Origin of the sequence: Oceanobacillus iheyensis HTE831, from assembly GCF_000011245.1 — a bacterium.
GTDB lineage: Bacteria > Bacillota > Bacilli > Bacillales > Amphibacillaceae > Oceanobacillus > Oceanobacillus iheyensis.
Window position 1 is genome coordinate 206,535 of the sequence record NC_004193.1, and the last position, 14,111, is coordinate 220,645.

General features: G+C 41.4%; 11 protein-coding genes, 4 tRNA genes and 3 rRNA genes. 14 read left to right on the forward strand and 4 right to left on the reverse strand.

Features of this window, described 5'->3' with window-relative positions; all coding sequences use genetic code 11:
- Window positions 1-56: 56 nt before the first annotated feature.
- A complete protein-coding gene (locus tag OB_RS01110; RefSeq protein ID WP_011064591.1) occupies window positions 57-905 on the reverse strand; it encodes a YihY/virulence factor BrkB family protein in 849 nt (282 codons plus the stop codon).
- 137 nt (window positions 906-1,042) lie between these two features.
- On the opposite strand from OB_RS01110, the gene OB_RS01115 reads away from it, so the two are divergent.
- The 3 genes from OB_RS01115 to OB_RS01125 are packed head-to-tail and all read left to right on the forward strand — an operon-like array spanning window position 1,043 to window position 2,169.
- Window positions 1,043-1,501 (forward strand): DUF948 domain-containing protein, encoded by a 459-nt coding sequence (locus tag OB_RS01115; RefSeq protein WP_011064592.1) that lies wholly within the window; start codon window positions 1,043-1,045, stop codon window positions 1,499-1,501.
- A gap of 4 nt (window positions 1,502-1,505) precedes the next feature.
- Window positions 1,506-1,955 carry a DUF948 domain-containing protein gene (locus tag OB_RS01120; RefSeq protein ID WP_011064593.1) on the forward strand — a complete coding sequence of 150 codons (450 nt, stop codon included), beginning with the start codon at window positions 1,506-1,508 and terminating at the stop codon, window positions 1,953-1,955.
- On the forward strand, window positions 1,948-2,169 hold the full coding sequence (locus tag OB_RS01125; protein WP_011064594.1) for a hypothetical protein: 222 nt from the start codon (window positions 1,948-1,950) through the stop codon (window positions 2,167-2,169). The genes OB_RS01120 and OB_RS01125 overlap by 8 nt, the downstream gene beginning before the upstream one ends.
- Before the next feature lie 83 nt (window positions 2,170-2,252).
- Here OB_RS01125 and OB_RS01130 read toward each other — a convergent pair whose 3' ends face one another.
- Window positions 2,253-2,666: a DUF948 domain-containing protein gene (locus OB_RS01130; RefSeq protein WP_011064595.1), complete on the reverse strand. Its 414-nt coding sequence runs from the start codon at window positions 2,664-2,666 to the stop codon at window positions 2,253-2,255.
- Between the two features lie 161 nt (window positions 2,667-2,827).
- Between OB_RS01130 and cwlD the strand changes: the two genes are divergently transcribed.
- The gene (gene cwlD / locus OB_RS01135; RefSeq protein WP_011064596.1) at window positions 2,828-3,559 is read left to right on the forward strand and encodes an N-acetylmuramoyl-L-alanine amidase CwlD; all 732 of its coding nucleotides are present in this window, start codon (window positions 2,828-2,830) and stop codon (window positions 3,557-3,559) included.
- A gap of 89 nt (window positions 3,560-3,648) precedes the next feature.
- Window positions 3,649-4,707 carry an Mrp/NBP35 family ATP-binding protein gene (locus OB_RS01140; RefSeq protein WP_011064597.1) on the forward strand — a complete coding sequence of 353 codons (1,059 nt, stop codon included), beginning with the start codon at window positions 3,649-3,651 and terminating at the stop codon, window positions 4,705-4,707.
- Between the two features lie 62 nt (window positions 4,708-4,769).
- On the opposite strand, the gene gerD is transcribed toward OB_RS01140, so the two are convergent.
- On the reverse strand, window positions 4,770-5,414 hold the full coding sequence (gene gerD, locus OB_RS01145; RefSeq protein ID WP_011064598.1) for a spore germination lipoprotein GerD: 645 nt from the start codon (window positions 5,412-5,414) through the stop codon (window positions 4,770-4,772).
- Window positions 5,415-5,547: 133 nt separating this feature from the next.
- Between gerD and OB_RS01150 the strand changes: the two genes are divergently transcribed.
- Window positions 5,548-6,174, forward strand: coding sequence for a KinB-signaling pathway activation protein (locus OB_RS01150; protein ID WP_011064599.1), 627 nt, complete (start codon window positions 5,548-5,550; stop codon window positions 6,172-6,174).
- Window positions 6,175-6,214: 40 nt separating this feature from the next.
- Here the strand turns inward: OB_RS01150 and pdaB are convergent, their stop codons facing one another.
- Complete coding sequence (gene pdaB, locus OB_RS01155; protein ID WP_011064600.1) at window positions 6,215-6,970, reverse strand: polysaccharide deacetylase family sporulation protein PdaB; 756 nt, start codon at window positions 6,968-6,970, stop codon at window positions 6,215-6,217.
- A 291-nt stretch (window positions 6,971-7,261) separates the two neighbouring features.
- On the opposite strand from pdaB, the gene OB_RS01160 reads away from it, so the two are divergent.
- The 8 genes from OB_RS01160 to OB_RS01195 all read left to right on the forward strand — a co-directional run bounded on the left by OB_RS01160 (window position 7,262) and on the right by OB_RS01195 (window position 13,236).
- A complete protein-coding gene (locus OB_RS01160; RefSeq protein WP_011064601.1) occupies window positions 7,262-7,483 on the forward strand; it encodes a hypothetical protein in 222 nt (73 codons plus the stop codon).
- 357 nt (window positions 7,484-7,840) lie between these two features.
- Window positions 7,841-9,404: ribosomal RNA gene (locus tag OB_RS01165) — 16S ribosomal RNA — on the forward strand.
- Window positions 9,405-9,632: 228 nt separating this feature from the next.
- Window positions 9,633-9,709 (forward strand) — tRNA-Ile (locus tag OB_RS01170).
- A 19-nt stretch (window positions 9,710-9,728) separates the two neighbouring features.
- A tRNA-Ala gene (locus tag OB_RS01175) sits at window positions 9,729-9,801 on the forward strand.
- Window positions 9,802-9,939: 138 nt separating this feature from the next.
- Window positions 9,940-12,861, forward strand: a 23S ribosomal RNA gene (locus tag OB_RS01180).
- Between the two features lie 74 nt (window positions 12,862-12,935).
- Window positions 12,936-13,051 (forward strand): 5S ribosomal RNA (rrf, locus tag OB_RS01185).
- Together the 16S, 23S and 5S rRNA genes with 4 tRNA genes alongside form the textbook arrangement of a ribosomal RNA operon.
- A gap of 33 nt (window positions 13,052-13,084) precedes the next feature.
- A tRNA-Asn gene (locus tag OB_RS01190) sits at window positions 13,085-13,159 on the forward strand.
- 3 nt (window positions 13,160-13,162) lie between these two features.
- Window positions 13,163-13,236, forward strand: a tRNA-Thr gene (locus OB_RS01195).
- The last annotated feature ends 875 nt before the right edge of the window (window positions 13,237-14,111 follow it).

The following is a 14,111-nucleotide window of genomic DNA, read 5'->3' on the forward strand; positions in this document are numbered from 1 at the left end:
GAGGTAGTCGGTTTGGATTTTTTTGTAACGTTTCTACGCGAGCGTTGGTCCGTTCTTTATATATTTGCTGCATGAGAATACGATGAATCTTCTGCTACTTTTTTCTGATGATACATGACATTTATGATACCGCCAATAAGAAGAATCATCCCTGTCAAGAAGAACCAAATCATTAAAATGATGACACCGCCTAGACTTCCGTACATATTTGAATAATTTCCGAAGTTAGATACATAAATAGAGAATCCGAATGAAATGATAAGCCAGAGGATGCTAGCTGTTAAGGTTCCAGGAATAATATGCTTCACTGGAAGTTTCGCATTCGGTGCAAAGCGATAAAGTGTTAGCAGTAATAGTGTAATTACGGCGATACTAATTGCAAAACGTGAAATTTGTAGAATCCATTCAGTTGATTCATTTATCCCTACAATAGACATGGCCATTGTTAGAATGACATCTCCAAAAACAGGTAGTATAATAGCGGTAATAACAGCAAATATCATTGCAATAGTAAGTCCAAAGGCAATTGCTCTTGTCTTTATAAAGGAGCGAGTTTCTTCTACTTCATAGGATTCATTTGATACTTTAATGAATGCGTTAATTCCGTTGGAAGCGGACCATAGAGTCCCCAAAATACCAATTGTTAGTAAGCCCCCACGAGGTGTCTCCACAATACTAACAATATTTTCTTGAAACGTGCTTGCTAGTTGTTCAGGAAGGATAGATGAAATAAATTGTATGGCATCCTGTGGACTTATATTAAAATAAGGGATAATCGCAAAAGCTACTACAAGTAACGGGAAAACAGATAATAAAAAATAATAAGCTAATGAAGCTGCAAGTAATGGTACATCATCATTTTTAAATTTAGTGATAAACGTTTGCGCATAGGATTTTATCTTCATCGGGTCAACCTCCATATCTGGTACTATATGGAACCTATACCCATTCCGTAATAAGTTTAATCTTACTTAAAGATAGGAAACGTTTTATTTCTGTAGACAGGTGGTATAATATTGTCTAAGAGGAGGGATTTTTACATATGGCTGTCATTTATGTTGGAATTTTGTTCATCGCTGTTGCTTTTGCCATTGTTGCCTGTTATGCGGCATTTGCATTAAGTCGTTTTTCAGATACAATGCGATCACTAGGAAGATCGATGACGGAATTAGAAAAAGAAATGCATTATATTACACCTCAATTGACGGAATCACTGCAGGAAGCAGATAAATTGGTCGATGATATTAGTGAAAAAGTGAAAGCGACGGATAGTGTGTTTGATCACGTAGAAGATGTAGGAACATCGGTACAAACGATGAATCAGTTATATCTTCAACAAAAAGAAACACTATCTGAAGCGGAATTAGAAAAGAAATTACAACCCTTTATAACAGGAATTACGTGGAGCGAAGCATTTATGCAAGTATTTAAAACGTATCAAACAGGAAAAGGATCGTCGATGAACGATTCAACTTCTGTAAATACAGGAAGAGAGGGATAAGCAAATGACGTTAATCGGCATAGGTGTCATTATTATTGGAGTAGCAGCTATTATTTTAGCTATTTTTATCGGTCATACGTTGAATAACTTGGCTAGTGTACTAAGTGGAGTAGATAAGACAGTTCAAAAATTGCCGGAGCAACTCGATGGAATTTTTAAAGAAACAGGAGATATGATTCACGAAAGTAATCAAACATTAGCAGATGTTAATGATAAATTACAGCAATTGAGTCCACTTTTCTATATGGTTGGAGACGTAGGGAATGCTACGAGAAAATTCTCCTCTTCTTTAGTAGATGTAACCGATTCTGTTAAAGCACGTACAGAAGCAGGCAGAGATATTGGTGATAAAAATAATCTCGGTGGTTTGTATGGTAGCTTTGCTTTAGGTTACTATTGGTTGAAAAAGCGCAGAGAAATGAAGCGAGAGGAAAGGGATTATACCAATGAGTAAGCGTAGAAAGCAAGCAGCTATTGCTACAAGCGCAGCATTGGGCGCTTCATTAGGATGGGCGGTCAGTTCATATATCTCTAACAAACGTTCTTTAGAGGAAAATCAATCATTCATCGAACGATTGAAAGATTTTGAACAACAACTATATACGGATGGATTTGAAAAGGCGAATGACCTACAAGGTATTCGCCAAGAAGTGGAAAACCGTATATAAGAAAATAAGGTAGATAAAAAAGCTAAACGATCGCCGGCCAACTGGCTGCATCGTTTAGCTTTTTTATTATTGTAGTTCTCATTTTATTTGTTTCGTGTAGCAAGGAAGTAACCAATGGTTGCTAGACCATATATACCTTGTAAGTTTTTACTCGCAATCATAGCGTTTGCCTCTTCTGTTTTTTCTTGAAGTCCATCAGCGGTCTTTAATACAGAAGAAGTTAATTGATTTGTTGCACGACCGGCATCTCCAATTAGATGAAAAATCGGCGATAGTTCTTTAATTTGTTGATTTACTTGTTGTAATGTGTCGATTCCGGTTCCAAGAACGTCTGTCGCCTGAGCTGTAATAGTTTCTACTGTTTCCGGCAATTGGTCTGTCGTTTTTTGGACGCTTTGGAATAAATCAGCTAGTTTCATTAATGGCTTAAATAATGCACCAGCGATTCCTAAAAATGCTATACCAATAATAATAAGGCCAATTCCTATCCATATCATGAGTGTTTCCCTCCGTTTAAGTTCTTTGGTTAATTGATACCACTGTGTTTGCAGAAGTAAACCTACCTCGTAAATAGCATACCATAAATGTTAAGTCATAAACTGCAATCTTGTCCCATAAATTTAGTAAAAGAGAAGTTAAAGGAAGGAGCAAGAACTATATGGGAAGAAAAAAGAAAATTGCTTTTTGGCTATTAGGTGTATTTTTACTCGCGTACTTATTACAATACCCAATAAATGAGACAAATATGACAGTAAATCAAGGGTGGACGTTACCCCTTACCGGAAAAACAATTGTAATCGATCCTGGCCATGGTGGACCTGACGGAGGGGCAGTTGGATCCGATGATACAGAAGAGAAAGATATTGCTTTACAAGTATCGAAACTAATTCAATCTTATTTGCAACAACAAGGAGCACTTGTTTATTTAACTCGTGAACAGGATAAGGATTTAGCCGCTGAAGAAACAAGTGGACTAGCTCGAAGAAAATCTGAAGATATTCGAAATCGTTTGAAGTTTATTCACGATAAGGAACCGGACTTTTTCCTTTCTTTGCATTTAAATGCATTACCATCGACACAATGGAGTGGAGCACAAACGTTTTATTATCCAACAAAAGATGAGAATAAGCATTTGGCCACGATGATTCAACAAGAAATAATACGAAACTTAGAAAACACGAATCGGTCACCATTAGCATTAAATAGCATGTATTTATTAAAGCATGCTGAAGTACCAGGAGCTTTGGTAGAAATTGGATTTTTGTCTAATGTCGAGGAAAGAGAATTGTTAAAAGACGAAGATTATCAACGAAAAATGGCAGCAAGTATTTATGAGGGAATTTTACGATATGCGACAGAGGAGCCTGAAGAACAGGAGGAGTCAGACTGAAACCGTCACCAAATAGCATATTACTTAGATTTTCTGTGTTTTGTGTTATACTAGCAGGTGGATACAAACACAAGGGATGGTGATGTACGATGCTAACAAAAGAGAGGGTTGTAGAGCTATTAAGTTCTGTTCAAGATCCTTTTTTACATATAACATTGGAAGAAACCGGGGGAATTAATTCTGTAACGATCAAGGAAGACAAGAAGCATGTCAGCGTAAAGATTGGTATTTCCAAGACGAATACAGCAGAACAAATGGAATTACAACAAGAAATCGTTGGTATCTTGAAACGTGAAGGGGCAAATACCGTAGGACTTCGATTTGAAGCACTTCCGGATGAAGTTATTCAAAAATATCAACCTGCAGCGGAGAAAGCGAAAGAAGCTTCGCTCATGGGTGGTAGTTCAAATACAAAATTTATCGCAGTTGCTAGTGGTAAGGGTGGCGTAGGAAAATCTACGGTTACCGTAAACTTAGCAGTATCATTAATGCGTTTAGGTAAAAAAGTCGGAATTATTGATGCCGATATTTATGGATTTAGTGTTCCAGATATGATGGGTGTGGAGAAACGTCCAGTTGTACGCGGAGAAAAAATTATTCCGGTAGAACGTTTTGGAGTGAAGGTCATTTCCATGGGCTTCTTTGTTGAAGATAACTCTCCGATAATTTGGCGTGGCCCAATGCTTGGTAAGATGATTAATAGTTTCTTCTCCGAGGTGGAATGGGGAGAATTAGATTATCTATTATTAGACTTACCACCAGGTACAGGTGATATCGCAATGGATGTACATGAGTTATTACCTACGTGTAAAGAAGTAATTGTAACTACACCGCATCCAACAGCTGCTTTCGTAGCGGCACGTGCTGGTCAAATGGCATTAAAAACAGACCACGAAATTCTTGGTGTAGTAGAGAATATGGCATACTTCGAAAGTAAAACAACTGGAGAAAAAGAATATGTATTCGGTAAAGGTGGAGGCAAAAAACTTGCTGATGTCCTAAAAACAAAAGTATTAGGGCAGCTACCCTTGCAGCAACCTTACGAGGAAGAAGATGTTTTTGCACCTTCTGTATATCAGGAAGATCATCCAATTGGAAAAGAATATCATAAGATAGCAGCTAAAGTAATTGCCAAAATGGAAGAATAAAGAATTAGGGTGTCCTGGTTATTCGGGCACCCTATTCTCTTGTATAACCATAGGATATTTGTTTAATTGCCTGAATCGCTACTACCTGAATCAGATTGCGATTCGCCAGATTGGCTTTCTTGTCCGGACTCACTTGAAGAACCACTTGATTTACTTTGCTCTTGGGAAGCCTTGAGTAGGATTTCCTCAATTTTGGCTTGGAAAATAGGTGATTGTAAGGTTTGTTGGATCGTTTCTTCTAAATGAGCACGGAATTGTTGGCTTTTCACAACCGATAGCATTTGTTCGGTAACTTCCGGGTTGTTTAGCAGTTCAATCATCTGTTTTTGAAATTGACTGTCGTTCATGAGATCTTTCATTAAATTCTTTTGTTCGTCAGATATGGATTGCGCATATGTCTTAACGAACTCCGGATCTTCGAACATTTTTTCCCAGGATTTTTTGCTTTCTTCTGAAGTAAGTGCTTCATTAACAGCATTTTTCACGGTGTCTGATTCCATCACTAATAAGTTTTTAAGCTCTTCATCATGCATGATTTCTCGAAGCGCTTTTTTACCGTCTTCGGTTTGAAGTATATCAACAACCATTTTTTTGGTTGAATCGTATTCACCTTCGCTTTCGCTGTTACCACCACCGCCTCCACAAGCGGTTAAAATTATGAAGAAGGATAAGCTAAGGAGTACAGTACATAGTTGTCGTCGTACCATTTATAATCCTCCTTTCTATATACTTAATATGCTTGATAAATAATTAAAATATGCACATACACAAGAGAAATAAATGCCGTATCATGGTAAAATATTGAGGGAATCATAGTATGTGCAATAGGAGTGAAAAAGTTTGAATACACGAATCCTTGTAGGTTTTTTATGGAAAACATTTTGGCTAGGTGGACTAGCTGGATTAATCGCAAGCTTTTTTGTTAAACCAGAACAATATCTAAACTATTTACAACCGTTCGATGGCATGGAAATTCTAGGACTTATCTTATTCTTTTTAGTGTTAGGGTTAACATTTGCAATGGTTAGTTTAACTGGGTTTTTTGCTTATTTATTTGTTCATCGTATGGGACTAAATCTATTCAAAGGATATTGGTCAACAGTACAAATAGCTCTAATCATTTTTATACTTTTTGATATTATTTATTTTCCGTATCAGTCAGCCAATAATGTTGCGCTGTATTGGTTTATCCTCTTAGCAGCAGCGATATTATTAATTGGATGGATCGTTGCTAAGCTTAAATCCAAAGAAACCAATAAAAAAGCATTTGTTCCAACGCTATTTTTTATGGTGGTATTTACCACAGTGGAATGGGTGCCTGGATTAATGGTAGATGGAACAGATTATGCATGGCTTATGGTTGTTCCATTACTTGTATCGAATACATATCAAATTTTGAATTTACATCGTTTAAATTTTCAAGAAAAAACGCCAGTTCAAGAAGCTAAACAAAAAAAGAAAAAGTAATAAAAAAGATCTCTTCCCAGTATTGGAAAGAGATCTTTTTTTAATCAACAATTTCTGTATTTGCTTTTGCTTGATTAATGATTTCTGAAATGGTCACAGGTTCATATCCTTTGTTTTTTAATCCTGGAAGAATAGTTTCTAATGCACCGGCAGTTTGTTTTGCACTATCTGAAGCATGTAATAGAACGATATCACCATTATCCGTTTCTTTCATGATGTAGTCTACGATTACTTCTGTACCAGGATTCTCCCAGTCATTAGGATTTACATTCCAATGAACAACATGGAAACCTAAGCTTTCAGCAAGTTCGATAATCTCTTCGTTAAAATGACCATGAGGAGTTCGCAATAAATTTACGTTTTCATATCCTAATTTTTCAAATGCTTCCTGAGCATACAAAAGATCTTTTTTAACTTGCTCAACTTCTTGATCTAAATAGCTTTTGTAGCGATAACCTAGCATTCCTATTTCATGCTCTCCGTCTGAAATTGCTTTTAGAAGGTCTGGGTGTCTTTCTGCCCATTCTCCACTGATGAAGAATGTAGCTTGTACATCTTCATTTTCTAATTGCTTTAATATTTCTTCTACTCTTTCTTCACCCCAGCTAATATTGAAAGTAATAGCAATGTCTGGTTCATCAGCATTGCCTTTTGACAAAGCAACAGGTTCTTCGCCATTAAATACGGAGAAGACTGCATCTTTTTGTGTCCAAGCTATAAGAGCAACTATAAATGCTAATCCAATAATCCATGCAGTTCTTTTTCCTCTTAAACGAAAGGAATAAAAGTGATCCATCCGTTTTCCTCCTCTACTTATATCTATATTCATATCTATGCATTAGATATAGAAAATATGTACAAGCGTGCTTTGTCGAAAACTGTTTAGGAAAATGATGGATGAAATATAGTGTTTTTGGGGAATAGTAGTGGGTAGACACTTAAAAAACTTCGACCCGACAAAATTCAGCTGTTTTTGCGAATACTTGTAATGTTTAAGTCGTTGGAACCGAAAAGGGCTTATTGAAATATATTAATAGCAATATATGAATCCATTTAACGGAATTATACGGTAATATGAGGTGATTGCATGATTGGACTATTAGTAAATGAGATGGAACAGAAAGAAATGGAGTATCTAATAAAACGAGAGCTTGAAGAAATCTTATTAGATCTAGATGATAATCGAATTGATCAAATGGTAAAAAGCGCAATGCGAGAAAGATATCGATTGTTATTTCAATTACTTCGTAGAGTGGCGAGTGAACAAGAGTGTATGAAGTATATCCCTAAAAGAAAAGGGAATATCTGAGTTAAGCAACCTTTTGTAGTAATTTATGAAGTTACTACAAAAGGTTTTTTACCGAAATTTAATTTTTTGTTTAAAAACTATTGCTCAATAAAAAGGATTATGGTATATTAATTTTTGTCGCTTGATGAAACATATTGCAAGACACACAAAACAAACATCTTTTAAAAAAGATTTTAAAAAAGTGTTGACATCAAACGGATAACATGATAAATTATATCTTGTCGCAAAAAACGACAAACAACGAAATTGCTCTTTGAAAACTGAACAAAACAACCAGTACGAAAGAAGAAAAACACCTCGTTTTTCTTAAAAGAAATGAAGTCAGAAGTTGACTTCTGAAGCACAAGAAACACAACTTTTATGGAGAGTTTGATCTTGGCTCAGGACGAACGCTGGCGGCGTGCCTAATACATGCAAGTCGAGCGCATGAAATTATTTGATTCTCTTCGGAGTTGACGATAATGGAATGAGCGGCGGACGGGTGAGTAACACGTAGGCAACCTGCCTGTAAGACTGGGATAACTCGTGGAAACGCGAGCTAATACCGGATAACACTTTTTATCTCCTGATGAGAAGTTGAAAGGCGGCTTTTGCTGTCACTTACAGATGGGCCTGCGGCGCATTAGCTAGTTGGTAAGGTAACGGCTTACCAAGGCGACGATGCGTAGCCGACCTGAGAGGGTGATCGGCCACACTGGGACTGAGACACGGCCCAGACTCCTACGGGAGGCAGCAGTAGGGAATCTTCCGCAATGGACGAAAGTCTGACGGAGCAACGCCGCGTGAGTGATGAAGGTTTTCGGATCGTAAAACTCTGTTGTTAGGGAAGAACAAGTACTATAGTAACTGATAGTACCTTGACGGTACCTAACCAGAAAGCCACGGCTAACTACGTGCCAGCAGCCGCGGTAATACGTAGGTGGCAAGCGTTGTCCGGAATTATTGGGCGTAAAGCGCTCGCAGGCGGTTCTTTAAGTCTGATGTGAAATCTTACGGCTCAACCGTAAACGTGCATTGGAAACTGGGGAACTTGAGTGCAGAAGAGGAGAGTGGAATTCCACGTGTAGCGGTGAAATGCGTAGAGATGTGGAGGAACACCAGTGGCGAAGGCGACTCTCTGGTCTGTAACTGACGCTGAGGAGCGAAAGCGTGGGGAGCGAACAGGATTAGATACCCTGGTAGTCCACGCCGTAAACGATGAGTGCTAGGTGTTAGGGGGTTTCCGCCCCTTAGTGCTGAAGTTAACGCATTAAGCACTCCGCCTGGGGAGTACGGCCGCAAGGCTGAAACTCAAAAGAATTGACGGGGGCCCGCACAAGCGGTGGAGCATGTGGTTTAATTCGAAGCAACGCGAAGAACCTTACCAGGTCTTGACATCCTCTGAACACTCTAGAGATAGAGTTTTCCCTTCGGGGACAGAGTGACAGGTGGTGCATGGTTGTCGTCAGCTCGTGTCGTGAGATGTTGGGTTAAGTCCCGCAACGAGCGCAACCCTTGATCTTAGTTGCCAGCATTAAGTTGGGCACTCTAAGGTGACTGCCGGTGACAAACCGGAGGAAGGTGGGGATGACGTCAAATCATCATGCCCCTTATGACCTGGGCTACACACGTGCTACAATGGATGGAACAAAGGGAAGCGAACCCGCGAGGTCAAGCAAATCCCACAAAACCATTCTCAGTTCGGATTGTAGGCTGCAACTCGCCTACATGAAGCCGGAATCGCTAGTAATCGCGGATCAGCATGCCGCGGTGAATACGTTCCCGGGCCTTGTACACACCGCCCGTCACACCACGAGAGTTGGTAACACCCGAAGTCGGTGAGGTAACCGTAAGGAGCCAGCCGCCGAAGGTGGGACTAATGATTGGGGTGAAGTCGTAACAAGGTAGCCGTATCGGAAGGTGCGGCTGGATCACCTCCTTTCTAAGGATATATATAGGAAGTGCAGGCGCCTTGCTTATCGACGTACAGATTGGAGAACTCCAGACGAGATAAAGGAAACACGAATGTGATTCGATGTTGACTTATCGTAGGATGGAATTCGAAATTTGCTAGTCGATAGGCGCCGGAACTAGACTATTAACGGAATCGTACTTGGTTGTTTGGTTCAGTTTTGAGAGAGCAATTCTCTTTAAATATTATAAGTGAGATGGGCCTGTAGCTCAGCTGGTTAGAGCGCACGCCTGATAAGCGTGAGGTCGGTGGTTCGAGTCCACTCAGGCCCACCATCTAATACAATAGATATATGGGGCCTTAGCTCAGCTGGGAGAGCGCCTGCCTTGCACGCAGGAGGTCAGCGGTTCGATCCCGCTAGGCTCCATTTTTGTACCTTGAAAACTAAATAAGAGTAACAACGACATCAAAAAAACAGAAGGCTGAAGCAACTATTTTTAATAGGAGCTGAAGCTGGATTGAAACAAGGCTATTAAATTAGCACGCTTATTTACTGAAACAACTTAGTTAAGTGAATAAGGGCGCACGGTGGATGCCTTGGCACTAGGAGCTGACGAAGGACGGGACTAACACCGATATGCCTCGGGGAGTTGTAAGTAAACTTTGATCCGGGGATTTCCGAATGGGGAAACCCACTGTTCGTAATGGAGCAGTACCTATACCTCAATACATAGGGTATAGGGAGCAGACCCGGGGAACTGAAACATCTCAGTACCTGGAGGAAGAGAAAGAAACCTCGATTTCCTGAGTAGCGGCGAGCGAAACGGAAAGAGCCCAAACCAGAAAGCTTGCTTTCTGGGGTTGTAGGACACTCCTTTGGAGTTACAAAGAAATTCTTTAAATGAATCGATCTGGAAAGGTCAGCCAAAGAAGGTAACAGCCCTGTAATTGAAAAGGAATTTCCTCCGGAGTGTATCCTGAGTACGGCGGAACACGTGGAATTCCGTCGGAATCCGGGAGGACCATCTCCCAAGGCTAAATACTCCCTAGTGACCGATAGTGAACCAGTACCGTGAGGGAAAGGTGAAAAGCACCCCGGAAGGGGAGTGAAATAGAACCTGAAACCGTGTGCCTACAAGTAGTCGAAGCCCGTTAATGGGTGACGGCGTACCTTTTGTAGAATGGACCGGCGAGTTACGATCCCATGCAAGGTTAAGTGGAAGACACGGAGCCGCAGCGAAAGCGAGTCTGAATAGGGCGAATATAGTATGTGGTCGTAGACCCGAAACCGTGTGATCTACCCATGTCCAGGGTGAAGGTCAGGTAACACTGACTGGAGGCCCGAACCCACGTATGTTGAAAAATGCGGGGATGAGGTGTGGGTAGGGGTGAAATGCCAATCGAACACGGAGATAGCTGGTTCTCTCCGAAATAGCTTTAGGGCTAGCCTCAAGATGATGAGTACTGGAGGTAGAGCACTGATTGGACTAGGGGCCCCTACCGGGTTACCGAATTCAGTCAAACTCCGAATGCCAGTTACTTAAACTTGGGAGTCAGACTATGGGTGATAAGGTTCATAGTCGAAAGGGAAACAGCCCAGACCGCCAGCTAAGGTCCCAAAGTATACGTTAAGTGGAAAAGGATGTGGAGTTGCCCAGACAACCAGGATGTTGGCTTAGAAGCAGCCACCATTTAAAGAGTGCGTAATAGCTCACTGGTCGAGTGACTCTGCGCCGAAAATGTACCGGGGCTAAACGTATCACCGAAGCTGCGGATTGTTCTTACGAACAATGGTAGGAGAGCGTTCTAAGTGCTGCGAAGTCAGACCGTGAGGACTGGTGGAGCGCTTAGAAGTGAGAATGCCGGTATGAGTAGCGAAAAAAGAGTGAGAATCTCTTTCACCGAATGCCTAAGGTTTCCTGAGGAAGGCTCGTCCTCTCAGGGTTAGTCGGGACCTAAGCCGAGGCCGATAGGCGTAGGCGATGGACAACAGGTAGATATTCCTGTACCACCTCATGATTGTTTGAGCGATGGGGGGACGCAGTAGGATAAGGAATGCGCACCGATGGACGTGTGCGCCCAAGCAGTGAGAAAGTCAGATAGGCAAATCCGTCTGGCAATTTCAAGCTGTGATGGGGAGGGAAATTGAGTACCGAAGTTCCGGATTTCACACTGCCAAGAAAAGCCTCTAGTTAGATCATAGGTGCCCGTACCGCAAACCGACACAGGTAGGCGAGGAGAGAATCCTAAGGTGAGCGGGAGAACTCTCGTTAAGGAACTCGGCAAAATGACCCCGTAACTTCGGGAGAAGGGGTGCTCCTTCATAGGAGGAGCCGCAGTGAATAGGCCCAAGCGACTGTTTAGCAAAAACACAGGTCTCTGCGAAGCCGAAAGGCGAAGTATAGGGGCTGACACCTGCCCGGTGCTGGAAGGTTAAGGGGACGAGTTAGCTCTTTGGAGCGAAGCTTTGAACCGAAGCCCCAGTAAACGGCGGCCGTAACTATAACGGTCCTAAGGTAGCGAAATTCCTTGTCGGGTAAGTTCCGACCCGCACGAAAGGTGCAACGACTTGGGCACTGTCTCAACGAGAGACCCGGTGAAATTATACTATGCGTGAAGATGCGCATTACCCGCGACAGGACGGAAAGACCCCGTGGAGCTTTACTGTAGCCTGATATTGAATGTTTGTGCAGCTTGTACAGGATAGGTGGGAGCCTTTGAAGCGTGAGCGCTAGCTTACGTGGAGGCACCCGTGGGATACCACCCTCGCTGTATGAACATTCTAACCCAGGACCGTGATCCGGTTCGGAGACAGTGTCAGGCGGGCAGTTTGACTGGGGCGGTCGCCTCCCAAAGAGTAACGGAGGCGCCCAAAGGTTCCCTCAGAATGGTTGGAAATCATTCGTAGAGTGTAAAGGCAGAAGGGAGCTTGACTGCGAGACCTACAAGTCGAGCAGGGACGAAAGTCGGGCTTAGTGATCCGGTGGTTCCGCATGGAAGGGCCATCGCTCAACGGATAAAAGCTACCCCGGGGATAACAGGCTTATCTCCCCCAAGAGTTCACATCGACGGGGAGGTTTGGCACCTCGATGTCGGCTCATCGCATCCTGGGGCTGTAGTCGGTCCCAAGGGTTGGGCTGTTCGCCCATTAAAGCGGTACGCGAGCTGGGTTCAGAACGTCGTGAGACAGTTCGGTCCCTATCCGTCGTGGGCGTTGGAAGTTTGAGAGGAGCTGTCCTTAGTACGAGAGGACCGGGATGGACACACCGCTGGTGTACCAGTTGTTCCGCCAGGAGCATGGCTGGGTAGCTACGTGTGGTAAGGATAAGTGCTGAAAGCATCTAAGCATGAAGCCCCCCTCAAGATGAAACTTCCCATCACTTCGAGTGAGTAAGATCCCTCAGAGACGATGAGGTTGATAGGTCCGAGGTGGAAGCGTGGCGACACGTGCAGCTGACGGATACTAATTGATCGAGGACTTATCTAAGTTCTTATATTGATGTCAAGTTACTCTTATTTAGTTTTTAGGGTACAAACCTAAATAACAAACAGACCAATTAGTCTGGTAGCGATAGCGAAGAGGCCACACCTGTTCCCATGCCGAACACAGAAGTTAAGCTCTTCAGCGCCGATGGTAGTTGGGGCTTTGCCCCTGCAAGAGTAGGACGCCGCCAGGCTGATTTTTGCTATCCAATTATTATTTTATATATTCCACAGTAGCTCAGTGGTAGAGCAATCGGCTGTTAACCGATCGGTCGTAGGTTCGAATCCTACCTGTGGAGCCATATGCTTCCATAGCTCAGTTCGGTAGAGCACTTCCATGGTAAGGAAGGGGTCAGCGGTTCAAGTCCGCTTGGAAGCTCTTTAGATAAACGCTTGTCCTGTATAGGATAGAGCGTTTTTTTGTGCTCTAATGTAATTAGCTCTCTGTGTTATGGCATAAAAACCACCCACGTTCATCAGGTATCTTCCATTAATGAACAAATTTCAATTCATTTATATGCATTTGGATTTTCTTCATCAAATCCTTCTCTTACTAAGCTACGGATTTCTTCTGTATCTCTATATATATTTTTTGGATTTCCTAAGTACTTACTTCGTGAGTTGTACGCCCATCAAACATCAGCTTCCTCTACTACAATTCATATAGAAATTTCACGCGTAATACATGTTAAATAGTCTTCTTATGCATTGAAAATCAAACTAGTGAACTTTCGAATTTTTTAAATTAGCTCTTATGTTAAAGAATGAAGATGAATATCGATAATATTACCGTTTTTTCAGAAAAATATTAAGTTAATTTTAAGTTAAATTTCTGTTTTAGTTTTATTAATTTCGAGGAGTTTATTCATGAGTAATTATTTTATTCGAGGCTTCTGTCCTATTCGTTAAAATAAAATTTTTTACCATTTTATTTGACAGAAAAATTAGATATTGGGTTAAAAATAGTTATAATTTATTATTTATATGATCGAAAAGTATCCTAATGAAATCTTTGTCTGTAAACATAAAATACTATATTTGGAAAAAATATGGAAATTGAGTCGTAAATACTATTTCCGTGTCGTTATATGCCGGTTATAGTGTAGGTGCAAGATATCAAGTGGTCAGCTAATTAGCGATTAGATTAAAAAAAAGGAGTGGTAGGTACCTAAATTGAAACGAAAAGAGTTCCAAACGATTTCAATCTTAATCAAGCATTACAGAACATTAAGTGTAATTGTCATTATTGGAAAA

Bases quoted from the DNA above. Each gene is read 5' to 3' on its own strand.
- OB_RS01140 (WP_011064597.1), top strand. From the start codon at position 3,649: ATGCTAACAAAAGAGAGGGTTGTAGAGCTATTAAGTTCTGTTCAAGAT.
- gerD (WP_011064598.1), bottom strand. From the start codon at position 5,414: ATGGTACGACGACAACTATGTACTGTACTCCTTAGCTTATCCTTCTTC.
- cwlD (WP_011064596.1), top strand. From the start codon at position 2,828: ATGGGAAGAAAAAAGAAAATTGCTTTTTGGCTATTAGGTGTATTTTTA.
- OB_RS01120 (WP_011064593.1), top strand. From the start codon at position 1,506: ATGACGTTAATCGGCATAGGTGTCATTATTATTGGAGTAGCAGCTATT.
- OB_RS01130 (WP_011064595.1), bottom strand. From the start codon at position 2,666: ATGATATGGATAGGAATTGGCCTTATTATTATTGGTATAGCATTTTTA.
- OB_RS01115 (WP_011064592.1), top strand. From the start codon at position 1,043: ATGGCTGTCATTTATGTTGGAATTTTGTTCATCGCTGTTGCTTTTGCC.
- OB_RS01160 (WP_011064601.1), top strand. From the start codon at position 7,262: ATGATTGGACTATTAGTAAATGAGATGGAACAGAAAGAAATGGAGTAT.
- pdaB (WP_011064600.1), bottom strand. From the start codon at position 6,970: ATGGATCACTTTTATTCCTTTCGTTTAAGAGGAAAAAGAACTGCATGG.
- OB_RS01110 (WP_011064591.1), bottom strand. From the start codon at position 905: ATGAAGATAAAATCCTATGCGCAAACGTTTATCACTAAATTTAAAAAT.
- OB_RS01125 (WP_011064594.1), top strand. From the start codon at position 1,948: ATGAGTAAGCGTAGAAAGCAAGCAGCTATTGCTACAAGCGCAGCATTG.